The organism is Solibacillus silvestris (genome assembly GCF_051967575.1).
Lineage (GTDB): Bacteria > Bacillota > Bacilli > Bacillales_A > Planococcaceae > Solibacillus > Solibacillus silvestris_B.
On the sequence record NZ_JBQCJW010000005.1, the window covers coordinates 148,948 to 173,540 of the forward strand.

24 protein-coding genes and 1 pseudogene are annotated in these 24,593 nt (G+C 40.6%); 21 read left to right on the forward strand and 4 right to left on the reverse strand.

Annotated elements, in window-relative coordinates; translation table 11 throughout:
* The first annotated feature begins 56 nt into the window (after window positions 1–56).
* A complete protein-coding gene (locus ACTHOQ_RS05090) occupies window positions 57–1,523 on the forward strand; it encodes a UDP-N-acetylmuramoyl-L-alanyl-D-glutamate--2,6-diaminopimelate ligase (RefSeq protein ID WP_440494600.1) in 1,467 nt (488 codons plus the stop codon).
* Window positions 1,524–1,586: 63 nt separating this feature from the next.
* The gene (locus ACTHOQ_RS05095) at window positions 1,587–2,033 is read left to right on the forward strand and encodes a YlbF/YmcA family competence regulator (RefSeq protein WP_440494601.1); all 447 of its coding nucleotides are present in this window, start codon (window positions 1,587–1,589) and stop codon (window positions 2,031–2,033) included.
* 756 nt (window positions 2,034–2,789) lie between these two features.
* Here ACTHOQ_RS05095 and ACTHOQ_RS05100 read toward each other — a convergent pair.
* A pseudogene (locus ACTHOQ_RS05100) lies at window positions 2,790–3,699 on the reverse strand (glycerophosphodiester phosphodiesterase family protein).
* Between the two features lie 245 nt (window positions 3,700–3,944).
* Here ACTHOQ_RS05100 and ACTHOQ_RS05105 point away from each other — a divergent pair.
* On the forward strand, window positions 3,945–4,217 hold the full coding sequence (locus ACTHOQ_RS05105) for a YlbG family protein (RefSeq protein WP_440494602.1): 273 nt from the start codon (window positions 3,945–3,947) through the stop codon (window positions 4,215–4,217).
* An 8-nt stretch (window positions 4,218–4,225) separates the two neighbouring features.
* Here ACTHOQ_RS05105 and ACTHOQ_RS05110 read toward each other — a convergent pair whose 3' ends face one another.
* Complete coding sequence (locus ACTHOQ_RS05110) at window positions 4,226–4,615, reverse strand: DUF7147 family protein (protein ID WP_440494603.1); 390 nt, start codon at window positions 4,613–4,615, stop codon at window positions 4,226–4,228.
* Between the two features lie 54 nt (window positions 4,616–4,669).
* Here ACTHOQ_RS05110 and ACTHOQ_RS05115 point away from each other — a divergent pair, with 54 nt between their 5' ends.
* From ACTHOQ_RS05115 to coaD, 3 genes are all read left to right on the forward strand, one after another.
* Window positions 4,670–6,085 carry an RNA polymerase II gene (locus tag ACTHOQ_RS05115; RefSeq protein ID WP_440494604.1) on the forward strand — a complete coding sequence of 472 codons (1,416 nt, stop codon included), beginning with the start codon at window positions 4,670–4,672 and terminating at the stop codon, window positions 6,083–6,085.
* 107 nt (window positions 6,086–6,192) lie between these two features.
* Window positions 6,193–6,765: a 16S rRNA (guanine(966)-N(2))-methyltransferase RsmD gene (rsmD, locus tag ACTHOQ_RS05120; RefSeq protein ID WP_440494606.1), complete on the forward strand. Its 573-nt coding sequence runs from the start codon at window positions 6,193–6,195 to the stop codon at window positions 6,763–6,765.
* Complete coding sequence (coaD, locus tag ACTHOQ_RS05125) at window positions 6,762–7,247, forward strand: pantetheine-phosphate adenylyltransferase (RefSeq protein ID WP_440494607.1); 486 nt, start codon at window positions 6,762–6,764, stop codon at window positions 7,245–7,247. Before rsmD ends, coaD begins: the two co-directional genes overlap by 4 nt.
* A 171-nt stretch (window positions 7,248–7,418) precedes the next feature.
* Here coaD and ACTHOQ_RS05130 read toward each other — a convergent pair whose 3' ends face one another.
* Entirely contained in the window at window positions 7,419–8,297 is an 879-nt protein-coding gene (locus tag ACTHOQ_RS05130) for a hypothetical protein (protein WP_440494608.1), read from the reverse strand.
* Window positions 8,298–8,592: 295 nt separating this feature from the next.
* Here ACTHOQ_RS05130 and ACTHOQ_RS05135 point away from each other — a divergent pair, with 295 nt between their 5' ends.
* On the forward strand, window positions 8,593–9,642 hold the full coding sequence (locus tag ACTHOQ_RS05135) for a SepM family pheromone-processing serine protease (protein ID WP_440494609.1): 1,050 nt from the start codon (window positions 8,593–8,595) through the stop codon (window positions 9,640–9,642).
* Here ACTHOQ_RS05135 and ACTHOQ_RS05140 read toward each other — a convergent pair.
* Window positions 9,639–10,847 carry a nucleotidyltransferase gene (locus ACTHOQ_RS05140; RefSeq protein WP_440494611.1) on the reverse strand — a complete coding sequence of 403 codons (1,209 nt, stop codon included), beginning with the start codon at window positions 10,845–10,847 and terminating at the stop codon, window positions 9,639–9,641. The two genes, ACTHOQ_RS05135 and ACTHOQ_RS05140, sit on opposite strands and share 4 nt — an antisense overlap.
* Window positions 10,848–11,031: 184 nt before the next feature.
* Here ACTHOQ_RS05140 and ACTHOQ_RS05145 point away from each other — a divergent pair, with 184 nt between their 5' ends.
* The 14 genes from ACTHOQ_RS05145 to ACTHOQ_RS05210 all read left to right on the forward strand — a co-directional run bounded on the left by ACTHOQ_RS05145 (window position 11,032) and on the right by ACTHOQ_RS05210 (window position 24,485).
* Window positions 11,032–11,565 (forward strand): YceD family protein, encoded by a 534-nt coding sequence (locus ACTHOQ_RS05145; RefSeq protein ID WP_440494612.1) that lies wholly within the window; start codon window positions 11,032–11,034, stop codon window positions 11,563–11,565.
* 23 nt (window positions 11,566–11,588) lie between these two features.
* Window positions 11,589–11,762: a 50S ribosomal protein L32 gene (gene rpmF / locus ACTHOQ_RS05150; protein ID WP_008403415.1), complete on the forward strand. Its 174-nt coding sequence runs from the start codon at window positions 11,589–11,591 to the stop codon at window positions 11,760–11,762.
* A gap of 154 nt (window positions 11,763–11,916) precedes the next feature.
* A complete protein-coding gene (locus ACTHOQ_RS05155; RefSeq protein ID WP_440494614.1) occupies window positions 11,917–12,681 on the forward strand; it encodes an enoyl-CoA hydratase/isomerase family protein in 765 nt (254 codons plus the stop codon).
* 175 nt (window positions 12,682–12,856) lie between these two features.
* Complete coding sequence (locus ACTHOQ_RS05160) at window positions 12,857–13,243, forward strand: transcriptional regulator (RefSeq protein ID WP_440494616.1); 387 nt, start codon at window positions 12,857–12,859, stop codon at window positions 13,241–13,243.
* 137 nt (window positions 13,244–13,380) lie between these two features.
* Window positions 13,381–13,593, forward strand: a complete 213-nt coding sequence (locus ACTHOQ_RS05165) for a biotin/lipoyl-binding carrier protein (protein WP_440494617.1) — start codon at window positions 13,381–13,383, stop codon at window positions 13,591–13,593.
* A gap of 17 nt (window positions 13,594–13,610) precedes the next feature.
* Window positions 13,611–15,149 carry an acyl-CoA carboxylase subunit beta gene (locus ACTHOQ_RS05170; protein ID WP_440494618.1) on the forward strand — a complete coding sequence of 513 codons (1,539 nt, stop codon included), beginning with the start codon at window positions 13,611–13,613 and terminating at the stop codon, window positions 15,147–15,149.
* A 68-nt stretch (window positions 15,150–15,217) separates the two neighbouring features.
* Window positions 15,218–16,111 (forward strand): ketopantoate reductase family protein, encoded by an 894-nt coding sequence (locus ACTHOQ_RS05175; protein WP_440494619.1) that lies wholly within the window; start codon window positions 15,218–15,220, stop codon window positions 16,109–16,111.
* Window positions 16,112–16,131: 20 nt separating this feature from the next.
* Window positions 16,132–16,503 carry a DUF3397 domain-containing protein gene (locus ACTHOQ_RS05180; protein ID WP_440494645.1) on the forward strand — a complete coding sequence of 124 codons (372 nt, stop codon included), beginning with the start codon at window positions 16,132–16,134 and terminating at the stop codon, window positions 16,501–16,503.
* Window positions 16,504–16,616: 113 nt separating this feature from the next.
* Window positions 16,617–18,233: a bacillithiol biosynthesis cysteine-adding enzyme BshC gene (bshC, locus tag ACTHOQ_RS05185; protein WP_440494620.1), complete on the forward strand. Its 1,617-nt coding sequence runs from the start codon at window positions 16,617–16,619 to the stop codon at window positions 18,231–18,233.
* Between the two features lie 176 nt (window positions 18,234–18,409).
* Window positions 18,410–18,841, forward strand: a complete 432-nt coding sequence (mraZ, locus tag ACTHOQ_RS05190) for a division/cell wall cluster transcriptional repressor MraZ (protein WP_440494621.1) — start codon at window positions 18,410–18,412, stop codon at window positions 18,839–18,841.
* 108 nt (window positions 18,842–18,949) lie between these two features.
* Window positions 18,950–19,900, forward strand: a complete 951-nt coding sequence (gene rsmH, locus ACTHOQ_RS05195; RefSeq protein ID WP_440494622.1) for a 16S rRNA (cytosine(1402)-N(4))-methyltransferase RsmH — start codon at window positions 18,950–18,952, stop codon at window positions 19,898–19,900.
* Window positions 19,901–19,903: 3 nt separating this feature from the next.
* Window positions 19,904–20,284, forward strand: a complete 381-nt coding sequence (gene ftsL, locus ACTHOQ_RS05200; protein WP_440494624.1) for a cell division protein FtsL — start codon at window positions 19,904–19,906, stop codon at window positions 20,282–20,284.
* A 38-nt stretch (window positions 20,285–20,322) separates the two neighbouring features.
* Window positions 20,323–22,509: a penicillin-binding protein gene (locus ACTHOQ_RS05205; RefSeq protein ID WP_440494625.1), complete on the forward strand. Its 2,187-nt coding sequence runs from the start codon at window positions 20,323–20,325 to the stop codon at window positions 22,507–22,509.
* 59 nt (window positions 22,510–22,568) lie between these two features.
* Window positions 22,569–24,485 carry a penicillin-binding transpeptidase domain-containing protein gene (locus tag ACTHOQ_RS05210; protein WP_440494626.1) on the forward strand — a complete coding sequence of 639 codons (1,917 nt, stop codon included), beginning with the start codon at window positions 22,569–22,571 and terminating at the stop codon, window positions 24,483–24,485.
* Window positions 24,486–24,593 lie beyond the last annotated feature (108 nt).

A 24,593-nucleotide genomic window follows, 5' to 3' on the forward strand; every position in this document is an offset into this window, starting at 1 on the left:
ACATCATGTGTAGCGTTTTTTTATTGTCTTCATAAAGTATGGTAAGGAGTGAAACCGTGCAAATTGGAGAATTGCTAAAAGATTGGCCGTGCACTATGAAGGGCTCCATCAGGGTGGAAATAAACCGGGTGGAAGATGATGCAAACCTTATTTTGCCTGGGGATATTTTTATCGCAAGAAAGGGAAATAAATCGAACGGTCTTTCCTTTATCGATATCGCTTTGGAAAAAGGAGCAGCCGCCGTTGTTGTAGATGATGAAACATATTTTAATGATTCTGATCTGCCTGTTCCGATTATTTGGGTGCCGAATTGTTTAAGCTTTATCGCATATGCGAGTGCTAAACTTTATAATTTCCCGGCAGAAGCATTAACGGTCATCGCGGTTACAGGTACGAATGGGAAAACGACTGTCACGCATTTTATAGGGCAAATTTTGAAACAGCTCAATGAAAAATCAATGGTAATCGGTACGAACGGTGTTTTTATAGATGGGGAAAAATGCTTCCGGGAAATGGAAGCTTTAACGACATTGCAAGCGAAAAATATGCACTTCTTATTTAAGGAAGCATTGCGCCTTAAAATTCCTTACGTTATTTTAGAGGCATCCTCGATCGGTCTGGAAAAGCACCGCCTCGATTATTGCGATATTGATATCGGCATTTTTTTGAATGTTACAGAAGACCATATTGAAGACCACGGGAGCTTTGAGAGGTATAAATTATCTAAACAAATTTTAGTGACATTGGCGAAAAAAAATATTATAAATAGCGATGACAGTATTTGCCGCTCGATCGGTTTGGCCACGAAAGGCAAGCGGATCTTTTTCGGTAAAGGCAGCCATGTCGACTTTTTTATGCAAATCCTAGTCGAGGGACCGTCATCAACGACTTGCTGTATTCAGCATAAAGATGAAAAGCATATCGTGAACATACCTTTGGCAGGTGACTATCAATGCAGCAATGTGCTTGCGGCGATAAGCTGTGTGATGCAGCTTAATTTTCCATTGGAGGATATTTGTAAAGCGGCAGAAAATTTAATGCTGCCTGAAGGACGTTACGAGCGTGTTGAAAACAAATTAGGTTTATCGATTATCGTCGATTATGCCCATACACCTGATGCGATGAAAATGATTTTGCAAACATTGAAAAAACATACACAGCGCAGACTGATTGTCGTGTTTAGCTGCGGGGGGAACCGTGACCGCGCAAAACGCCCTAAAATGGGGATGATTGCTTCCATTTATGCAGATTACATCATTTTAACGACAGATAATGCCCGCGATGAAAGCCCTCAGCTCATTAATAAGCAAATTCGTGAAGGCTTTTCTTCAAAACAGCTTTATATCGAATGTTTAAACCGGAAAGAGGCGATTGAGCATGCCCTTAACTATGCACAAACAGGGGATACAATTGTTCTATTAGGAAAGGGGCATGAAAAAACTCAGCAAATCGGGCAGAAACAAAAGTATTTTTCCGACAAGGCATTTGTTCAGCAAATGGTGAGACAGCTTGAACAACGGTGATTCAACAAACATTGATTTTCCTTCCGTTTCTGTTATGATAAAGTGAGATTGGAGGAATATACAATGCTCATGACTTCAGATTGGGTTTTTATTTTAGATGAGGTCGATGAATTAAGTGCGATGATCCTTTCCTCTAAACAAGCGGAAAATTTGCGCCTTGCGAACAAGGCAGTATATGAGGATGCGGAATTAAGCGCACAAATCAAGGCCTTTCAACGGTTAAAAGATCAATATGAGGATGTTCAACGCTTTGGCAAATACCATCCTGATTACAATACAATTATGAAAAAAATCCGAACAGAGAAGCGTCTGATCGATATGAATGAACAGATTGCGGCACTGAAATTGGCGGAAAACGATTATCAGGATCTGCTTGATGAGATTAGTATGATTATCGGACGTTCCGTTTCAGAAGCTGTGAAAATACCTGTAAGCAATCCATTTTTTGCAAGCAGCTCTTCCTGTGGCACTGGGTGTGGCACAGGGGGCGGCTGTTCGTGCTCGGCATAAGGCGAAAAATGACGCTGCGATAAAAAATATTGTTTTTCTCATAGAGAAAAACAATATTTTTTTGCTTACGTTAAAATTGATTTCCGTTGCGGGGGAGCTTTCGATGGGCATAGCTCTACACGAACAACGCTCCCTCTTGCTTGCTGTTCGAGGGCGCTGGAAAAATAAATGTTTAAAAATCAAAGAAATCAACGGAAGGTTCTGATTTTTTCCTCTAAGTTACCTTTCCCTAATTAAGGCGGACCACAAATTTCTGTTTTAATTTAGGGTAAGTAAGTAAGTAAGTAAGTAAGTAAGTAAGTAAGTAAGTAAGTAAGTAAGTAAGTAAGTAAGTAAGTAAGCGGAGAAATTCCGGCTAAATGCAGCATGGAGTTCATTTCGGGGGTAAATAAGGGGAGAAACTCCGGTTAACAGAGCAAAAACTCTCCTTTTTCCTGTTTTTTATGTCGATAGGCGGAAATTCTCCGTCTATTCAGGTTATTTTATATTCTATTTTTTGAATAGGGGAAATATCTCCGTCTATTTATCCGATGAACCACTTAATCTTATTTCCCGCCGATAAAAGGGGGCATGCTTCATCTCAAATAGGGGACATCAGTGTTTTTCAGCGTGTCGTCACTTCGCCTCAAATCCTCGCGACCTTTTTGGGAGATGCGGCATCTCCTTATCGACTGCGCAATAATATAGCCCTTGAATGAATACAGGCGCATTTCTTCAAGAAATGCGCCTGATTGTTTTATTCTCATAAAACCTGTATTACTGTGAATTTTTTTTGATGAGCACTTCCGCAATGTCCGGACGATTTGTTACGATACCCATTGCGCCTTGGCGGATGACACGATTCATCGTCACTAAATCGTCAATGCCACTATAAATAGTCGGAACATTCAACTCGGCCAAAAACTTTACGAAGCGCGGAGAATCAAAATTGAAAACCCCCTGCTTTAAAGGAACGACAAATAAGTCCACTTTCGGATGATACAGGTGGCCGAACTGGCTTGTAAAAGGAGGTCATCGCTTTTTTTACATCCCCTTCGCCAGCTCCTAATGCGATGCGGTTTTGAGCATATAAATTGAAGCGGTCGATTTGTTCGCTATAAGGGCTTGAGACGATAATTTGATATTGTATATCCAATTCTTCGATTAAGCGCCATAGTTTGGAAGGCATTAAACTTCCTTCATACGTATCCGGACTATCTTGAATGTTTACGATAAACAGCTTGTCAGGATAAGCTTCAAATAATTCGCGTAAAGTTACAGCGCATACATGCTGTTCACGGTAAGGGAAAGCACCGTCCAAGTCTTCAAAATTGTAGCCGATATTCAAATCTTTTAATTGTTCGAATGTAAAGTCTTTAATAAAACCTGAGCCATTAGTTGTGCGGTCTACGGTTGCGTCGTGAAAAGCGATGATTTCCTCGTCTTTTGAAAGGCGGACACTTACTGTAAAACCATCCACTCCAATTTCCTTCGCTTGTTCAAAAGCAAGCAAGGAATGTTCAGGTGCTAAGCCCGCCCCTCCATGTTGTGCGATAATAATTGGACGTTCAAACTGTAATGCTTCTTTTGATTCGCGTTTTTGCGGCTTCGAAATCGCTTTTGTTCCTGCCCATGCCGCAGCGCTTGCCGCAGCGATTGCTAAAGCAACTTTTGTTTTCTTACCCATTAAATTCGTCCTCCTCTAACCGTACATTGTTCATTGAAAGTTATGTGCAATAAATTAGTGTTAAAAGCTTATAATAGTATGGAGTGCCAATGCCACTCTACTATTTTCCATTATAACGGAAAACAAGTGCAACTGTCTAAACTCTGTTGCTATCAATTTACACATTTGGTATGCTTTTAAAGGATAAGATAGTATAGAAATCGCGAAAATTCACAAAAATTGATATAAGAAATGAGGGATTTTCCATGAATGAAAGACAAGCTTTAATCATATACGTTCATCAGCTAAAACATGCGAAATCATTAAGAAAATACGGTCATGTAAATTTTATCTCAAGAAGATTGAAATATGTTGTGATTTATTGCAATCGTGATGAAATCGAGATGATTAAAAATAAAATACAACGCCTTCCATTTGTGAAAGACGTTGTGGAATCATACCGCCCATTTGTAAAAAATGAGTTTGAAAATGCAAAACCGGATAAAGCAAAAGAATATGACTATAAAGTAGGTTTATAATCTCTACATCACTGCATTGGTGGTATGTAATGATTTAATCGCAAAATACCAATTAGGTATTGATAAAATTGATTTTTTTCCGAAAAAATAGATGAGTGTTTAATTTCGAGAATGTTTTCACGCTGTCCGGCATGTAGGATAGCGTGTTTAAATATTTCGATTCGCTTCGACAGTTTTTCCTCGTCATATGGGATCCCTTCGCGGCAAATGTAAATCGGCATGAATTTGCTTTCACCTGATGGCTTAAATGCGACAGCAAGTGAAGCAACCGAGACACCATCATGATTGGCAGTGAAAATGAACGCGTTATGGAACCGGTGCTCATTTGTTTTGATTAGTTCGCAAAGCTCGTAAATATCTCCATATCCTTGACCGAGTTCGATAAATTGTTGAATCATTTTTTTAGCACATCCTTTCTATATAATAGTATCATGATGCAGGAGGACAGGCACATGAAAATTGCCGTAAGTATTTTTTCGTTTTTAGCAATACTGATCGGAACTGTACTTTTTATGCAGTTCCAAGTTTATTCGGATGAAGTAGGCTCCATTGAAAAGGGCTATAGTTATTCGCAGGAAATTGAAATTGTTTACCGTGGAGAAAGTTTGGATATACGGCAGCATTTCAAAAATCTGCCGAAAGAAGAGCTGACAATCGAATGGCCGAAAAGCTCGATCAACCCTAATTGTTTCATAGAAAATGAACACAGCTGTGCACGCTTAAGCGAGGACTCTGCCAAGTTTAAAGAGGGGGAGACGCGAGCACAATCGATTTCCTATGTTATACCTTTAAAAAATGGCTTACAATCACGCAAGCTAATGAAAAATGTATTTGCTACATTAAAGGATGGGAATGTTCAATTCTCAACAGTACATATTTCCACAGAGAGGGATGTTGACGGACAGTGGGTAACAGGTTTACCGCTAATCGGTGAACAAAATCTGTCATTGGTCAATTATTCAATGTTTAGTGGCGAAGGCCCCGTGAAGGATCTTTTCTGGCAAGATGGCGAATTTAAGCTGCAAAATGACATAGGTGTTTTATCGATCTACTCAAGAACACCATTAAAGCCGGCGTTTTATGACAAATTGGAAAAAGTTAATTTTTTAAGCGAGGAGCATTTAGCCATTATTAATGGAACAAATGTAGATGGTGCGGAAGGTTTTCGCATGCTCTTTTTACCGAATGTGACCGTTGCGAAAGTACAACAAAAAGTTATAATTTCCCAGCTTGAAACATCATATGACTTTGGCGAGAGCCCGCATTGGTTGAAGGAATTGGTCGCATCGCACTTAACGGGCACTGTGTTCGGCAGCGAGAAAACGAAAGATGTTTCCGCAACGATTATTGCTCAGATGACAGATGCGCAATTAGCTGAATGGACGGAGCGTTTACGTGCTTTAGAGGGCCAAAGCTTGAATGCTCAAGTACTGGATGAGCAATTGTCTGAAGTGTTGGGCGCTTCGACAAAATACATTACAATGAATGTTCAAACAGAGAACTCATATCCGTTTTTATACAATGATCCTCGTGAATTGTATGTCAATTTGGATAAACAGCCTGCTATTCAAGTAGTTTTAAAAGATGGCGAAGTATTATACGCGGCAGATTCTTTACTAAAAACTTTAGGATATGATGTAAGTGTAGGCGAAAACGGGTATTATGTAACAAGTGAGACCCGTGCATTCCGCTTCCCGAATGAGCCAGGGTTTTATGTATTCAACCAACGGCGCTATAATACGGTTTCCCTCCCTGTAAAACAAGTTGCGGGACAATACTTTATTGAAGAGTCGTGGCTGCAGCGTTTATTTTTAGTGGAAATAAAGAAATCGGAAAATCGCATTACAATTACTGCACCTGGAGAATAATTGACGATTTGACTTCTTTTCGGCGAGTGCTTGAACATCCGCTGAAATAGATGAATCCGGGCGTATTTACGCCGAGGCGAAATTGATTTGGAAAGTTTGGTGAAAACATGCGCGTTGTTGCAGGGGACAGAAAAGGTATGCCTTTAAAAGCGATTGCGGGAAATACGACACGCCCAACTACAGATAAGGTAAAGGAATCCATTTTTAATATGATTGGACCATTTTTTGATGGTGGTACGGCAGTGGATTTATTTGCCGGCAGTGGAGGACTTGGTATTGAAGCGTTAAGTCGAGGGGCAGCGCATGCTTTATTTATCGAGAAAGATGCCCGCGCCTATCAAGTGCTGCAGGAAAATATTAAAAAATGCCGTTATGAAGACGTATCGGAATTATTCCGAACAGATGCGATGCGTGCGGTAAAGGCATTATTAAAAAGAGACATTGTTATTGACTATTTATTCGTGGACCCACCATATCATAAAAAAGAATATTACGATTTAGTTGAAGCACTTGTTGAAGGCGGAAATTTGGCGCAAGATGCCATTATTATGTGTGAACATTCCACGGAAGTGACGTTGCCCGAAAACTACGGCATATTCCACCTTGCTAGACAAGAAGAATATGGCAGTACAATCATTTCAATTTATCGTCATGTAGAGGAAGAGGGAGAAATGGAGTGACAGAAAAAATCGCAGTAGTGCCTGGGAGTTTTGATCCGATTACGAATGGCCATATTGATATCATTCGCCGTGCCGCAGATGTTTTTGATACGGTGTATGTCGCAGTGCTTAATAATTCGGCAAAAAAGCCATTGTTTTCGATTGAAGAACGTACAGCATTAATTACAGAAGTGACGAAAGATTTGCCGAATATCCGCATAGAGACATCGTCGGGTTTACTTATTGATTATGCCCGCGAAAAAAAGGCGAAAGCGATTGTACGCGGTTTACGCGCCGTTTCAGATTTTGAATATGAAATGCAAATTACTTCGATGAACCGAGTGCTTGATGAAAATATCGAAACCTTCTTCATTATGTCGAAAAACCAATATTCATTTTTAAGTTCAAGCATCGTGAAAGAAGTTGCCAAGTACGGCGGAAAAGTTGGCGAGCTCGTGCCGACAGTTGTAGAGCAAGCGTTAAAAGAAAAATTCAGCCAATAATAGTAAAGCTTTTGTGCAGGGGAAATACTTTGCACAAAAGCTTTTTTTTCGGGAATCATAAATTTTCGGGTTGGGAATAACTATAAACGATTTACCGATTTCCAAGCACAACACAGTTTAATAATCATCCTATCCGGTAAACGGAGCTGTTTGCTTCGCCAAGTCTATATTTTATAAAAACAATAAGGCAAACAGCAACGGAATAGCAATACTGTATATAATTCGAATCATAATATACGGACGAATTGCGATATGCGCAGTGCGGGCGATGACAATGACTTGTAAGTGAATACTTAAACTTTGAGTTGTCAATAACAGCACCGTAAAAAACAGCAGCATGTCGCCATACGCATGTTGATGAAGCAAAAATAAACCGTTTGTCATTTCGAGAAAGCTTGCAATACCGAGTTCCAAATAAGCGGGGATTGAAGGGAATACGACTTCGACACTATGTAAAAACACGTGATAGATCGTCGTGAAAAAGATAATCGTTGTCGCGACAATCAGTATAGTAGGAGCGCTTTCCCGAATGCTGCTCGTAAAAGGTGTAGGATCTTTTGGCGCTTTATGGACTTCATGAGAAAGTGAAGGAACAAAAAAATATACAGCAATTAATAAAATAAATGAAAAGCTATGTAAAAGGATTAAATATTGCCAGCTGAACGTGGAAGATTGCAATAGGTCGCGACCGATAAATCCGAATAAAAAAAGTGGGCTTGGACAATGACAAATCCCCAGCAAATAGGCGGCTTGCTGTTTTGTGATCGAATTGCGTTTCACGAGTTGCGCGATTGTTGCAGCACCCGTTGGAAACCCGCCAATTGCACTAATGCCATATGTTTGCAAAAAAACGGCAAACGGTGCATTTTTATAGGAATGCGTTAATTTTAAAAGCCAATTTGTCAATACTAAATACGGCAGTAAATACGGAAATAACGCTTCCATAAAAAGAGAAACACCGATGTCTGCACCTTCATGTGTGACTTCGGGGGAAAATAATAATAAACTAATAAGTGCAATGCATAAAAGGATTGTCCAAATAATTTTCATCCTTTTCAATATTTTGTCATTCGTTTGCTCAAATGCTACACTAATTGTATGCAAATGATGATTAAATTAGTCTTTTAACTTCTTTCAGTGAGGCTCACACGCTCGCTGATATAAATGAACTCGTGCTAAAACCGCAGCATTATGCGGCAATGCGTGAGTGACCCGCAACATGTGGGTCTAAAGTCTCCGGCGGATGTCATGGAATCGGTAAGATGTTCTTTGCGCCAACGCAAAGCCGAATCCGGACCCAATTACACCGAGGCGTAATTGATCAATTTTGGGGGCGTTCTAATAAATGGGAAATAAAGCGAAAGTTTCATTAGGTCTGTTTTTTATTTTAATTATAGGTTTATCTTTTTACAGATTGGATTATTATATTACAAAACCTGGTGGTACATACAATGTAGGAGAGTTTCTTGCAATCCAAAACGGCGATAAGGACGATCAAGGCTCATTTTATATGACGACAGTTGCGATGGGTCAAGCAACACCGTTAACGTATGCGATGGCGACAGTCACTGATTTTTATGATGTCGTGAAATTAACCGATGTACGTCAGGAAGAAGAAGATGATGAGGAGTATAATATACGCCAATTAAAATATATGACCGATTCACAATTTAATGCAACATATGTAGCGTTCAATCGCGCAGGTCTCGATTACCAGGTGACTTACAAAGGGCTATATGTATTGAATGTTCTTGCAAAAGGCGCTGCTGATGGGCATTTAAAGCCAGGCGATGAAATTGTCGAGGCTGATAATGAACGCATCGATAGTTTGGAAAAGTTCAGGACGATCATTACACCGAAAACAAAAGGGGATTCTATTCATCTTGTTGTGAAGCGCGATGGAAAGTTAATTGATCAAACATTGGGGATAAAGGAAATACCGGGATCTGAAGGGCGCTACGGCATCGGTATTACGTACTCTGAAAGCAAATCTATTAAAACAGACCCGAAAGTAACGGTTAAAACAGAAGATATTGGCGGACCTTCTGCCGGATTGATGTTTACGCTGGAACTTTTAAACCAGTTGGTCGACGATGATATTACAAAAGGGTATAAAGTAGCAGGAACAGGCGAGATGTTTGAGGACGGCTCTGTTGGAAGAATAGGAGGAATTGAGAAAAAAGTCGTTTCCGCCGACAAGGAAGGAATCGATATTTTCTTTGCGCCTGACGATGAAATAACAGAAGCAATGCTTGAGTATAACCCTAGCATCACTTCCAATTATGAGCTCGCACATAAAACCGCGGAAGAAATTGATTCAAGCATGAAAATCATCCCTGTAAAAACGATTGACGATGCCCTCGAATATTTAAATGAATTACAACCGAAAAATTAATAGCGAATAGGCGGAGTTTTATAATCTTCGTCTATTTTTTTGTCCGAAAATTGCTGTATGCCTAATTGGTACATTTGTGTCGCGCGTAAATCAATCGCCAATAACGGATCTTCAACTGCTGCGACACGGCTTATTAATGGCAAGGAAAGAGATTTTTTAATGCGTGAAACATATTGCTGACCGCTATTTGTCATTCCCAATATCCGGATATAGCGTGGATTCGAATATGCATGTAATTGCTCTTTCGTCACACCTGTATAAATATGTGTAAGCATTCGCTGGAGCCTTGTCCACGTATAGCGCTTTGATTTTAATGCATTCATGAACGCTGTGTAGCTTGAGCTTGCAGCGGCATATTTTACTAGCGAGTTTTCAAGTCCTTCCGATACATCGGCATATTGCTTTAATTGCTGTGGAGTATGCCTTAAAATCGCATATTTCAATAGTGGCCAAAAGCTTTCCCAACTAGCGAAATTACGATGCTCCGTCTGCCAGTGCTCCAGTTGCCCGATAGTCCCATCTGGTAAATACTGGAATATCTGCTGGAGTGATTGGCCGCTGAACAATGCTTGGCGAATGCCTGTAGCGCTGGCGATTTCGCTATCGACATTAATCGAATCATGATAGCCTGCTGCGATACGCTGAATTGTGGCAGGCTGCATTGTGCATTGGAGCCGCTTTATTGCTTCGACATAATGGAAACCTAAAATATTATTCGGCTGTGCCAAATCAATGTATGCATTCGGGAAAAGTTGTTTAAGCTGTTCGTATGCAGAAAAAAGAGCTTGTGGGTAGCTTTTGCCGAGCTGAATATTTTCTTTAATAATTTCATTGTAGTGCACACGATTATTTTCGATTAAATGATAACTATTCAGAAAGGGCTCAATGCTGCCTTGCTCGCTTCCGAAAGCTAGTGTAGTGCATTGTATCGCCTCCAGTAGCTGCACGGCACCTGACGCAAAACCGGTAGCCTGAGCGGTACTGAAAACATAAGGAAGCTCAATGACGAGATCAACACCGCTTGCAAGTGCCATTTTCGTGCGATGCCATTTATCGACGAGTGCGGGCTCCCCTCGTTGTAAAAACTGGCCGCTCATTACTGCAACGGCAATTTCGCTTCGAGTAGTGCGCTTTGCCTCTTTTACATGATGTAAATGCCCGTTGTGAAAAGGATTATATTCAACTACAATACCGACAGCTTGCATAAAATTCCTCCTAACGATAAAATGAATTTTTGTTTACATTATTGCGATTTGAATGAATGCAATGATGCAATATGATAGAATTAACTTGATTATAAGCACGTTTTAAAAGAGTGACAAGAAATTATCTTGACATCTTTTTTTATGGGATATATAATAAACAGTGTTGTCTCGAGGTGATTAACGAATGAAATGGTCAATTCATCAATTATCAAAGTTTCGAAAAGACGGAATGCCGATTGATACAGTTGTTCAGTTGGATGAAGTAAAAAATCGTAACACGGATATACGTAACGTTTCACCCGTTCATGTAAAAGGGCTTTGTACTTTTGGTGCATCGCAAATGACTTGTCAATTAACGATTAGCGCTACATTGACGCTTCCATGTGCACGCACGTGGGAAGATGTTGAATATCCTGTGAACATCGAAACGGTAGAAGTTTTCAGCTGGGTCGATGAAGAAAATCGCGGGGATGTCGAAGGCGATATCCATTATGTTGATGGAGAGGTTGTTGATCTGAAACCAGTCATGGAAGAATTAATTCTTCTGGAAGTGCCGATGCAAGTATTCAAAGAGAATACCGAAGGACAAGTGCAAGGCGGTAAAGGCTGGAACTATTCAACGGATGAAGATGTAGAAAAGGCTAAGGAAGTTGACGAACCAAAATTGGATCCAAGACTGGCTGCTTTAGCTAAGTATTTTGATCAAACAGATGAATAAATATCTGTAAGGAGGTGCCATCAATGGCTGTACCATTTAGAAGAACTTCTAAAACTGCAAAAAGAAAGCGTCGTACGCATTTCAAACTATCTGTACCTGGTATGGTAGCTTGCCCAAACTGTGGAGAAGCTAAATTATCTCACCGTGTTTGCAAAGCTTGCGGACAATACAAAGGTAAAGAAGTAGTAGCGAAATAATTCAGTATTTGCGCTATATAAAGACTAGTTAAGAGACCATGGCTCTTAACTAGTCTTTTTTCTGTTTTTGCATAGAACCATTGTCAAAACAATAGCGCTCAACTATTATTAAAATAGTTTGATATATCGAAATAATTATACAGGGGATGAGCGAATGGATTACTTAATTCAAAATGAAGATGGGGTTATGACATTCACGATTAATCGAGAGGAAAAGCGAAATGCGATCAACTATGCGGTTATGGATGGTTTGAAGGAAGTTATTGCATACATAAGAGAACATGAAGATGTGCGCTTTCTAGTAATTACAGGTGCGGGTGAGAAGTCTTTCTGTTCAGGCGGGGATTTGTCGGAGTTTCATAATTTGGAAACGGAAGATGAAGCTTTCGGCATGCTTAGTAAAATGGGGCATATTTTATATGACTTAGCGACATTGCCTGTTCCGACAATTGCTCTAATAAATGGTACAGCAGTAGGAGGAGGCTGTGAAATCGCGACAGCTTGCGATTTCCGTTTAATGGCGTCACATGCTAAAGCGGGATTCATCCAAGGCACTTTAGCGATCACGTCAGGATGGGGCGGCGGTACATATTTATTTGAGCGCGGATTGCGCCATGACAGGGCATTGAAGATGCTTGTCGATGCCAAACCATATGATGCGCAAACTTTATTTGATATCGGCTGGGCAATGCGTGTATATATCGAAGGAACAAAAGAGCGGACCATTAAGGATTTTATCGAGCATATGGCAAAAATCCATCCCTCTGTACACCAGGCCTATAAAGAAATTGAATTAAGGAAATGGCGTGAGCGCAACATGTATGAGCGTGTAATGGAAGAGATTAAACTTTGTGCAAAACTATGGGAATCAGAAGCGCATCATAAGGCGGTACAAAACTTTTTGGATAAGAAAAGATAGGAATAGCCGCCATAGATTAGGTTTGACTCTGATTTTGTTTGGAAAAATAATCATATAAAAACGGAAATCAAACCCCTGTTACGATGAAAACTATTTTTGTCGTAACTTTTTTTGTTTTTAATTCTATTTTGTTCATCATGGCATATAGTAGTAAAAAATATGAGGTGGTGCAACTGTGGAGCAAAAAAGAAGGAAAGATCAATGGACAATTGCAGATGATGAAAAGTTAGCTGAAATTGTCATTCAGACAGTTCAAAATGGACGTACACAGCTGGAAGCGTTTGAACAGGCGGCACAGCAATTGAATCGTACAAAACAAGCGTGCGGCTTTCGATGGAATAAAACATTGCGTACACAATATGGTCAAGTTTTAAATAGCGTGAGGAAGCGTCCTAAGCAATTGATGCGCAGCCATTTAAAATTAGCCTTATCCAGCTTTGAAGAACTGACGGAAGCATATAATGAGCTTGAAATGAAATATTCGGAATTGCAATCGGAATACGACAAAATTCTGAAGTGGCTGCAACAAGGTGTAACGTTGACAAAAGGGAAAACGAGCTGAAGGAAAAGTCGTTATATATAGAAATATGATTATTTTTCGAGAAAATATTTGTAATTAATTTTAAGGCTACTTACAATGGTAGTAGAAACATAGCGCATAACTCGCGCAAATATCTTCTAACAAGGGGGCCTCTTATTATGGCAGAAGTAAAAGCACAGATGGCAGGTACAGTATTTGAAGTAAGTGTTAAAGAAGGGGACAGTGTGACAAAAGGGCAAACACTCATTATTTTGGAATCGATGAAAATGGAAATCGCCCATGATGCGGAATCAGAGGGAACAGTGACAAAGATTGCCGTTGCTGAAGGCGATTTTGTCGAAGAGAATGATGTATTAGTAGAATTAGCTTAAGTGATGGAGGAACGATAATGACACAGCCTACTTACAATGAACACTTACAGCAAAAAATAGAGGAAATTTATGCAGGCGGGCAACCAAAATATCATGAAAAATTAAAAGAAACGAACAAACTGTTTGTCCGTGAGCGTTTGAAGCAATTATTTGATGATGGCATATATGAGGAAGATGCCCGTTTTGCCAATTGTAAGGCGGGGGATCTTCCGGCAGATGGTGTTGTAACGGCGATCGGGCAAATCGATGGTCAAACCGTTTGTGTCATGGCAAATGATTCCACTATTAAAGCCGGGTCATGGGGATCGCGAACAGTCGAGAAAATCATCCGCATTCAAGAGACTGCGGAAAAGATGCAAGTTCCAATGCTTTATTTAGTCGATTCTGCAGGCGCACGCATTACAGACCAGCTTGAAATGTTTCCGGGGCGCCGCGGCGCAGGGCGAATTTTCCATAATCAAGTGCGTATGAGCGGGATGATACCGCAAATTTGTATTTTATTCGGTCCTTCCGCTGCAGGAGGCGCATATATTCCGGCGTTTTGCGACATTGTTATCATGGTGGACGGCAATGCCTCGATGTACTTAGGATCACCAAGAATGGCTGAAAAAGTGATCGGCGAAAAGGTTTCGCTTGAGGAAATGGGCGGTGCACGCATGCACTGCACAGTAAGCGGCTGCGGGGATGTATTGGCAGAAAATGAAGAACAGGCGATACGTGAAGCGAGACGCTATATCAGCTATTTCCCTGCGAACTTTGCAGAATTCCCGCCGATTGATGAAACAAAAGCGCCGAAGAGCGGAAGAACACTGGAAGAAATTATTCCGGAAAATCAAAATGCGCCATTCGATATGTATGAATGCATCGACCAATTAATCGATGAGCATAGCTTTTTTGAAATAAAAAAACTATTTGCCCCAGAGATAATAACAGGGTTAGCCCGTATTGACGGCCAAGTAGTCGGTATTATCGCCAATCAGCCGAAAGTTAAAGGCGGCGTATTGTTCATAGATTCCGCGGACAAGGCCGCGAAGTTTATTACGCTGTGTGATGCGTTTTCGATCCCGCTATTATTTTTGGCGGACGTGCCAGGCTTTATGATTGGTACGAAAGTTGAAAAGGCGGGCATTATCCGCCATGGCGCGAAACTTATTTCCGCTATGAGCTCAGCGACTGTTCCAAAAATTTCGGTTATCGTTCGAAAAGCTTATGGAGCAGGACTTTATGCGATGTGCGGGCCAGCGTTCGAACCGGATGCAGTCATTGCACTGCCGACTGCCCAAATTGCTGTAATGGGACCGGAAGCTGCGGTCAATGCCGTTTACTCAAATAAAATCGAAGCAATTGAAGATCCGAAAGAGCGAATACAGTTTGTGAAACAAAAAATCGAAGAGTACAAGGAAGAAATCGATTTATATAAATTGGCTTCCGAAATGGTAATTGATGATATTGTCGCACCAAATCAACTGCGACATACATTAATTCAACGTTTTAATTACTATAATTCAAAACAAATTGTTCTACCATATCGAAAACATCCAGTGTATCCAGTATAATAATGTTAGCTGAAGGTCTGTCTTGAAGGCAGACCTTTTTAATTCGAAATAAATTTGAGGTATAATAAATGCGAATCGAAATTATAGGAGCAGGCGCAGTCGGTTTATTAGTGGCGAGCTATTTTGCGGAAAAGGAAATGGACGTACATATTGTTGGAAAACCTTCGGAGCAAAGGGTGTATACCGATCTGCAAATTAAACGGACAAATATAGATCATTCAGTCACTTCCGTGCAGGTAAAGTATATTCCGGCTGTTTCAAATGAAGCTGATTTAATTATCGTAGCTGTAAAATATGGACAACTTCATGAAGTGTATGCAAGTATTGAGCATGTGGGGGAGTCTATTCCTGTCATGTTTTTGCAGAATGGATTAGCGCATTATGAAGAAGCACTCAAGTTGCGCAAACGGCATATTGCGTTTTGCTCCATTCAATTTGGTGCCCAAAAGATAATGGCAAACCATGTCGCCCATAAAGGGAAGGGTATAATGAAAGTGGCGGCGGCAAAAGGGGATGGTGAAAAGTTCAACTTTTTAAAAACTCTTTCATCGCCGCAGCTGCCGATTATATTTGAGCGAGATGCGGAAACGATGCTGATGGAAAAGGCATTATTAAACTGTTTCATCAATCCATTAACCGCTATTCTACAAGTGAAAAATGGCCAATTAATTACCGAAAACAATACTTTTCAATTATTGAAAAGTTTATATAATGAAATAATAACTACATTTCCGCAATTTGAAAAAACATTCCAATTTGAACAAGTAGTCGCACTTTGTGAAAGAACAGCGGAAAATACATCATCCATGCTTGCGGATAGACTTGCAAATCGTAAAACGGAAATTGATACAATTGCAGGGGCAATTTTAAAAAAAGCTGGGCAAAATAATAAAGAAATGCCTATTTTACAAACGCTTTATTGGCTCGTGAAAGCATTTGAGGAGAGCGGTGAAAAAATGTGATATTATTTGTTCAATTCCTTGTGGCGACTATTATATTGTGTCCGATTATTGCTTTTTTTGCTGTAATAGTCACTTGTCGTAAGCTTCGATTGAACAAGCATAAAGCAATCGGTTTAGCAGCTGATGTTACAACATTTCTTTTGTTTTTTTCGATACCGGTTGCGCTGCGAGGGCTTTGGGATATTGGAGCATTGATGCCGATGCTTATCGTCGTGCTTGTTATAGCGATTATTATTACATATGCTGATTGGCAAACGAAGAAAGAAATCGAAGTGAAGCCATTGCTAAAAAAAATATGGCGTGTTTACTTTCTATTGTTCAGCATCACTTATTTTTTTATTTGGATTATTGGAATAGCCCATTCGGTTATGATTTTTATGATGATTGATTAAATGATTTAGCTTTTTCCTGTTGCTTTTACTGCGAACAAGCAGCATAGGAAACGGGAAAATCGGCTGAAAAACTAATTTTAAAATTGAGTAGAGAGAAGTAGAGGAGAATTTTCATGGAGCTAGAACAAATTCATTCCCCCGTAACGAATAAGCTATTAGCGGATTATTGGTCAGAGCACGCACATATACATTCGTTTTTTGAGTATAAATATAATGATGATTCTTTTGATGATCGGATCGCATACTTAAAAAAACGTACACATCGTTCGAAAGAGTTATCGCAAATTATCCGTGCCTATATGGGGCAATATGGCATATCGCAAAAAGCGGAGCGTCATTTAAGTGAACTGGAGCAAGATGCTGTAGTCGTAGTTGGCGGTCAGCAGGCAGGGCTGTTAACAGGGCCTTTATACTCTGTCCATAAAGCGATATCGGTTATTTTGCTGGCAGAACAGCAGCGAAAAAAATTAAATACACCAGTCGTGCCGATGTTTTGGATTGCTGGCGAGGATCATGACATAGAAGAGATCAATCACACGTTTACGATCACAAATGGCGAAGTGAAAAAACGCGGTTACAGCGAACGTTCAAAGTTGAAAAAAATGGCTTCAACGACAGAGCTGAACAACGAGGCATTACAGCAATTTGTTGTAAATGTATTCAAAGACTTCGGTGAGACAGAGCATACAGAAGGCTTATTGAAAAAAGTTCTGCATCATGCAGAGAGCAGTAAAACATTTACCGACTTTTTTACGCTGTTATTGAATGATTTATTTGAAAATCATGGTTTATTAATGCTTGATGCGACATTCGAGCCGTTTAGACAATATGAAAAATCTTATTTTGCCAAACTGATCGAACTAAATGAAGAAATCGCGATGGGTGTTGTTGCCCAGGAACATAAGTTTGCCCAGGCGGGCTACGCGATGCCGATTGAAGCGACAGAACAAAACGCGAATTTATTTTATATTAAAGATGGAGAGCGTTTTTTACTGGAACGAAAGGACGGTCGCTTCAAAAATGGACTAGCCCATGTGAATTTTACAAAGGAAGAGTTATTGCTTATTGCAGAAGAATGTCCTGAATGTTTAAGCAATAATGTTGTTACACGACCATTAATGCAGGAAATGGCGCTTCCTGTACTGGCATTTGTAGGAGGTCCGGGTGAACTGGCTTACTGGGCTACATTAAAACCCGCTTTTGAAACATTGCAATTGCAAATGCCTATTTTTGCTCCGCGTCTTAGCATGACGCTTGTTACACGACAAGTCGATGCATTGCTGCAGCAAAAAAAGCTGACTATAACAGAAGTATTAGCGAATAAGGTTGAGCAAAAGCTGGCGCAATTTATGGAAAGTGTGAAAGATGAGCAAGTAAATCAATCCATTGAACAAATGCAAAAACAATTGCAGCGCCAATATGAACAATTTGCGAGCTATTTGCAACGTGAAAACTATCATGTAGAAGAGTTATTGCAAAAGAATAAAAACTATCATGAACGACAGTTCGATTATTTGCAGTCGAAGCTTGAGCAACAAAATATAGAAAAGCATGAAATCACGATTCGCCAATATAAAACGATTCAGGCTATTTTATATCCGAATGGCAATTATCAGGAAAGGGTATATAGCCCATATCTATTTCTTAATACCTATGGGGAATTATTGATAGATGATTTATTGGCATTACCAATGAGTATTTCAGAGCAACACCAACTAATTACCCTTTAACAAACAAGAGTTATCTCATATGGAGATAGCTCTTTTTTTATGCCTTTTAGCACCGAACGTATGTGTGAAAATGTGCTCATTTACGTAATTTCTTCTTAATGGTAATAGAAGTTATGAAATGAGTGGTGGAAAGTGGGGGGATGTGGTACATTATTTATTAAAGTGGGGTGAGTAGCATGTTCATGGGAGAATATCAACATTCTATTGATGCAAAAGGCCGTATGATCGTCCCTGCAAAGTTCCGAGATTCACTTGGCGAACACTTTGTACTGACACGCGGGCTAGATCAATGCATTTTTGGATATCCTATGGATGAATGGCGAAAACTCGAAGAAAAATTAAAGGATTTACCGATGACGAAGAAAGATGCCCGTGCATTTGCGCGATTTTTCTTTTCAGGAGCAACAGAGGTCGAAGTAGATAAGCAAGGCCGAATCAACATTCCGTCTACCCTGATCGGATACGCTAATCTTGAAAAAGAGTGCGTCGTATTAGGCGTATCGAGCAAAATAGAAATTTGGGCTAAAGAAGCTTGGCTACAATACTTTGAGCAATCGGCTGAATCATTTAATGATATTGCAGAAAATTTAATTGGCTTTGATTTTTAAATTCCTTCAGGTTCACACCGGAAGAATTTAAAGCCCCGGCGGATATCGAGGATTCGGATGCCCTTGCGCCGAGGTGTAATTGATAAATAGTAAGAGGTGCTTTAAGATATGTTCGATCATACAACTGTATTATTGAAAGAAACTGTTGATGGGTTGAACATCAATCCGGACGGTATTTATGTAGATTGCACATTAGGCGGTGCAGGTCATAGTGAATACCTTGTGCAGCAATTGTCGGAAAATGGTCGTTTAATCTGTTTTGACCAAGATACGGCTGCCATTGAAAACGCAAAAGTGCGATTAGCAGATTATTTGGATCGTGTGACATTCGTACACTCAAATTTCCGCTATTTAAAAGAGGAACTATACAAACTGAATATTCATCAAGTAGATGGTATTTTATATGATTTAGGCGTTTCATCGCCACAGCTCGATACACCGGAACGCGGTTTCAGCTATCACCATGATGCACCGCTTGACATGCGGATGGACCAAACCGCTGAGCTGAGTGCTTACAATGTAGTGAATGAATGGTCATACGAAAATCTGGTACGCATTTTTTTCCGCTATGGCGAAGAGAAATTTTCGAAACAAGTTGCGCGAAAAATTGAACAAGCCCGGGCAAATTCCCCTGTTGAAACGACGGGGCAATTAGTAGAGCTTATTAAGGATGGCATTCCAGCTCCAGCACGCCGAAAAGGTGGACATCCTGCAAAGCGGATTTTCCAGGCAATCCGGATTGCTGTAAACGATGAATTAGGTGCAGCGGAAGATTCGTTGGTAGATGCAATTGATTTACTGAAAATTGGTGGTCGTATTAGTGTGATTACATTCCACTCACTAGAAGACCGGTTGACAAAAACACTATTTAAAGAGGCTTCATCACTTCCGGATTTACCTCCAGGATTACCAATTGTTCCAGATCATATGAAGCCGACCCTTAAATTAGTGACGAGAAAACCAATTTTACCAACAGACGAGGAGTTAGCTGCGAATAATCGTTCACGTTCAGCAAAATTGCGCATCGCTGAAAAAATTAACGATAAAGGACGTGGGTAAAAAATGGCATTAAGAGCAAGGCAACCATACATCCAACATCAGCCAGAACTACCTCAGCATCAGCAGCAGGAACAAAGGCAGCCTGTACAGCCGAAAAAGCGGAAAGTAAAGTTTTTTTCTGTACAGGAAAAGTTTTTGTTCATCATTTTTGCAATCATAGTAGCATCTTTCGCTATTTCCATATTACATACTCAAGGAGAAATCCAAACGCTCAGTATGGAAATCCAATCGATCGAACGAGATATAACGGAAGCCAATAATAATAATACTGATTTAAAAGTCCAAGTGAGTGAACGCTCCACTCATCAACGAATTTGGGAAAAAGCGAAGGAACTCGGTTTAACACTAAATGAGAAAAATGTGAAGGTAGTGCCGGGAGAATGAAAAAGAGAAGATTTCGTTACCAGTATGGAGCCTTTCTAATGTTTATAATCTTTGGGGGGCTCTTTTTACTATTATATTGGCGCTTCGTATCGATTCAAGCAACAGGAATAGTAAAAGGGCATGAGTTGGAGGCAGAAGCTTTAGCAAAATACCAGACAGGCTATGTACTTTCTGCTGACCGCGGGAAAATTTTGGACCGCAATGAAAATGTGATTGCAGAAGATACGTTAAGCTATCGTCTTGTTGCGGTTATTAATGACTCTGCTACAGTAAACAAAAAGAATCCAAGACATGTTGTCGATAAGGCGGAAACCGCAAAATTATTGGCGCAGTATATTCCGATGGATGAAGATAAAATATTGGCACGATTAACGCCTAAGCCTGGAGCCAATACGTATCAAGTCGAGTTTGGGCTTGCAGGGCGCGGCATTAGCCACGAAATAAAAAAAGAAATAGAAGCACTTGAGTTGCCAGGGATTATTTTATATAGCGATAAAAAACGCTATTATCCAAATGGCGCATTTGCCTCCCATTTAATAGGATTTGCGTTGCGTGAAACAGACGAAGACGGCAACACATCCGTCGTTGGAAAAATGGGTCTTGAATCTATTTATAATGAGCAATTGACAGGGACGGACGGCAAGCTGACATATCAGCGCGATGCACGTAACTATTTATTGCCTAGCAGCGACAAAATTATACAAGATGCACAAGACGGCAACGACATTTACCTCACAATCGACAAAACGATACAAAACTTTTTGGATGAGGCGATGTCGCGTGTGGATGAGAAATATAATCCGCAATCGATGGTCGCTGTAGTTGCGAATCCTAAAACCGGGGAAATATTGGCTATGTCGCAGCGTCCGACATTTAACCCGGATACACGTGAAGGACTGGATGGCAACTGGCTGAATGATGTCGTGGAAAATACGATTGAACCAGGTTCTACATTTAAAACATTCACTGTAGCAGCAGCGATCGACTCGGGGAATTGGCATCCAAATGCAGAATATCAATCCGGTCAGTATAAAGTATATAAGGATACGGTGAAAGACCATAATGAGTATGGCTGGGGGAGAATTTCCTATTTGGAAGGCTTCCAGCGTTCATCGAATACAGCGATGACCAATCTGCTCGATATTATGGGATGGCAAACATATGAGAGCTATTTAAAAAAATTCGGGTTCGGTCAAAAAACAGGCATTGATTTGCCGAACGAAGCGAGCGGCATTATTAACTCGCGTTATCCTTTGGAAAAATACACGACAACATTCGGCCAGGGCTCGACCGTGACACCAATCCAATTAATCCAAGGCTTAACAGCTGTCGCGAATGACGGGGAAATGATGCAGCCATATGTAATTGATAAAATAGTAAATCCAAACACAGGCGAGATTGTCGTAGATTCAAAGCCTACAAAAAAAGGACAGCCGATTTCCGCGGATACAGCAAAAAAAACACGGGAACTTCTTGCATCAACTGTTTATGGTGAAGCGGGTAATGCGAAACGTTTCCAAATTGAAGGATATAAAGTGGCGGGGAAAACAGGAACAGCGCAAATGCCGAAAGCGAATGGCAAAGGGTATGACTGGGGGAAAAATGAATTCCTCTATTCGTTTTTAGGAATGGCTCCTGTTGAAGATCCACAGCTTGTCGTATTTATTTCCGTGGCTAAACCAAAGCTTGGTATAACGGAAGCAGGCTCCGACCCTGTATCGCAAGTATTTAATTCAGTCGTGTTAAATAGCTTAAAATACATGAACATTAACCCGGCGGATGTGGCAGAAGTGCAAAAGAAGAAAATTGCCGATTATACAGGGCAGCAAACAGACTCGGTGATGACTGAGCTAGAAGCAGAAGGATTGCATCCGGTACTGATCGGTCAAGGCGGTCAAATTTTGGAGCAGTTCCCGGCTGCGGATGCTTCACTCATAAAGGAAAGCATCGTATTTTTAAAAACGGAAGGGGATATTACTTTACCATCGTTCGAAAATTGGTCATTGCGCAATTTGCTCGTCTATAAATCATTATCGAAATTGCCGATTGAAATTTTTGGCGAGGGCTATGTTGAAAGCCAAAGTGTTTCTCAAGGAACGATGATAGTGGACGAATCCCCGATTGTTGTAAAACTGAAAACGCCTGAGGAGAAACATTCGACACCACCGGCAGAGGATATGGAGATGGAAGACGAAGAAAGTGGCGAAGAGCTTCCACAAGATTAATAGGATTTGAATACAAACTTCATTTTTAACATACGCTGTTTTAGGTGAGGTGTCATATAATGAAGTGGGTATCAACAAACTCAAAAAAACGTTTAACATGGATCGCCATCGCACTAGTATTATACGGCGTGGCGATTTTTGTTAAATTACTGTCTGTCCAGGTCGTTCAATATAAGGAACTTTCGACATTGGCTAAAGAAAATTGGGACAGGGAAATCCCCTTTCATGCACAGCGAGGGGAAATTATCGACCGAAACGAAGAAGTCATCGTAACGAATGAGCTAGCACCGACGCTATACTTCATGCCAGCACAAAATGAAGATAAAGAACAAGTAGCAGATGCAATTGCAAATGTGCTCAATAAAGACCGCGCGAAAATATTGAAAAGATTGCAGCAGCGTATATCGCTAGTTAAAATTCAGCCGGAAGCAAAAAATATTTCGTATGAACAGGCTGAAACAATTCAGCAGCTCCAAATTCCGGGCTTATATAGCGGGGTCGATTATGTGAGGTCATATCCGCACGGCAATTTATTAGCGCGCTTTTTAGGATTCACAGGTGTGGACAATCAAGGGCTGGCTGGCATTGAATATGAATATGATAAGTTATTGGACAGTTCCGATGCAGCCATTCGTTTATTCACAGATGCGAAAGGAAAGGCTTTGGAGCATGTGGACGACGAATGGAAAGACGGCAAGGACGGCGCGACAATTCAGTTGACCATTGATCTAAATCTCCAAAAAATTGTTGAGCGGGAATTATCGCAGGCGATGCTGGAATATGATGCGGATCAAGCATTGGCAATGGCAATGAACCCAAACACGGGAGAAATATTGGCGCTTGCATCGTTTCCGACTTATGACCCGACGAATTTTGCGGAAGTAGAGCCAAGTATTTACAATCGCAATCTTCCAGTGTTTATGTCGTATGAGCCGGGTTCTACATTCAAAATTATTACGTTAAGCGCGGCCATTGAAGAAGGTGTTGTCGATATGGAGCACGACCACTTTCATGATGCCGGCTATACGATGGTAGAAGGGGCACGTTTACGCTGCTGGAAACGGGAAGGGCATAAACATCAAAACTTTTATGAAGTTGTACAAAATTCTTGTAACCCAGGATTTGTCGAGCTTGGTCAGCGTCTTGGCCCTACAAAGCTGCTCGACTATATTCACCGGTTTGGCTTCGGGCAAAAAACAGGATCGAATATTGCCGGGGAATCATCGGGCATATTATTCTCAAAAGAAGCATTTGGACCGGTGGAACAGGCTACGACGTCTTTTGGTCAGGGAATTTCCGTCACCCCGATTCAGCAAATGCAAGCGGTCGCGGCAGTCATAAATGGCGGTACACTATATCAGCCGTATACGGTATCCAAAATTTTGGATGGCAAAACCGATGAAGTACTCATGGAGCAAAAACCGGTGGCAAAGGCTCAAGTAATCAGCGAGGAAACATCTGAGCAAGTACGGCATGCTTTAGAGCTCGTTGTAGCGAATGGATCCGGGCGTCAAGCTTTTCGCGATGGTTTACGTATCGCAGGGAAAACAGGGACTGCGCAAAAAGTCGAAAATAGTCGCTATAAAGAAGGGGATTATATCGTTTCCTTTATAGGTTTTGCACCGGCAAATGATCCAGAAATCCTCGTATATGTCGCAATCGACCATCCGAAAAGCGCCCTGCAATTCGGCAGTGTAATCGCTGCTCCAATTGTCGGCCGCATCATTGAAGATGCTGCGCCATTATACAATATAGAAAAGCAGGAAAATCAAATAAACCGGTCCTATGTCTGGGGCGACGAACTGACAGAGCATATTCCAAGCTTCATTGGATTGAAGAAAGAGGAAATTATAACGAATCTGTATCCTTATAAAATTGAATGGCACGGTGAAGGAAACGAAATTGTCCAACAAATTCCACTACCTAACAGCGAAATTCTTCAAAACGACATCGTTCATTTATATTTGGGAAATTAAATCGTAATTCATCCTTTTAAAATCCAACTAAAACAACTATTATAGTGAAGGATGTTTGTTCACTATAATAAACCGTTGAAAATCAAACGTTCAATCACATACAGACAG

Coding starts and splice junctions, on each gene's coding strand:
- ACTHOQ_RS05095 (WP_440494601.1), top strand. CDS start 1,587: ATGCTCATGACTTCAGATTGGGTTTTTATTTTAGATGAGGTCGATGAA.
- ACTHOQ_RS05105 (WP_440494602.1), top strand. CDS start 3,945: ATGAATGAAAGACAAGCTTTAATCATATACGTTCATCAGCTAAAACAT.
- ACTHOQ_RS05110 (WP_440494603.1), bottom strand. CDS start 4,615: ATGATTCAACAATTTATCGAACTCGGTCAAGGATATGGAGATATTTAC.
- ACTHOQ_RS05115 (WP_440494604.1), top strand. CDS start 4,670: ATGAAAATTGCCGTAAGTATTTTTTCGTTTTTAGCAATACTGATCGGA.
- rsmD (WP_440494606.1), top strand. CDS start 6,193: ATGCGCGTTGTTGCAGGGGACAGAAAAGGTATGCCTTTAAAAGCGATT.
- ACTHOQ_RS05130 (WP_440494608.1), bottom strand. CDS start 8,297: ATGAAAATTATTTGGACAATCCTTTTATGCATTGCACTTATTAGTTTA.
- ACTHOQ_RS05135 (WP_440494609.1), top strand. CDS start 8,593: ATGGGAAATAAAGCGAAAGTTTCATTAGGTCTGTTTTTTATTTTAATT.
- ACTHOQ_RS05140 (WP_440494611.1), bottom strand. CDS start 10,847: ATGCAAGCTGTCGGTATTGTAGTTGAATATAATCCTTTTCACAACGGG.
- ACTHOQ_RS05145 (WP_440494612.1), top strand. CDS start 11,032: ATGAAATGGTCAATTCATCAATTATCAAAGTTTCGAAAAGACGGAATG.
- rpmF (WP_008403415.1), top strand. CDS start 11,589: ATGGCTGTACCATTTAGAAGAACTTCTAAAACTGCAAAAAGAAAGCGT.
- ACTHOQ_RS05155 (WP_440494614.1), top strand. CDS start 11,917: ATGGATTACTTAATTCAAAATGAAGATGGGGTTATGACATTCACGATT.
- ACTHOQ_RS05165 (WP_440494617.1), top strand. CDS start 13,381: ATGGCAGAAGTAAAAGCACAGATGGCAGGTACAGTATTTGAAGTAAGT.
- ACTHOQ_RS05170 (WP_440494618.1), top strand. CDS start 13,611: ATGACACAGCCTACTTACAATGAACACTTACAGCAAAAAATAGAGGAA.
- ACTHOQ_RS05175 (WP_440494619.1), top strand. CDS start 15,218: ATGCGAATCGAAATTATAGGAGCAGGCGCAGTCGGTTTATTAGTGGCG.
- bshC (WP_440494620.1), top strand. CDS start 16,617: ATGGAGCTAGAACAAATTCATTCCCCCGTAACGAATAAGCTATTAGCG.
- mraZ (WP_440494621.1), top strand. CDS start 18,410: ATGTTCATGGGAGAATATCAACATTCTATTGATGCAAAAGGCCGTATG.
- rsmH (WP_440494622.1), top strand. CDS start 18,950: ATGTTCGATCATACAACTGTATTATTGAAAGAAACTGTTGATGGGTTG.
- ftsL (WP_440494624.1), top strand. CDS start 19,904: ATGGCATTAAGAGCAAGGCAACCATACATCCAACATCAGCCAGAACTA.
- ACTHOQ_RS05205 (WP_440494625.1), top strand. CDS start 20,323: ATGTTTATAATCTTTGGGGGGCTCTTTTTACTATTATATTGGCGCTTC.
- ACTHOQ_RS05210 (WP_440494626.1), top strand. CDS start 22,569: ATGAAGTGGGTATCAACAAACTCAAAAAAACGTTTAACATGGATCGCC.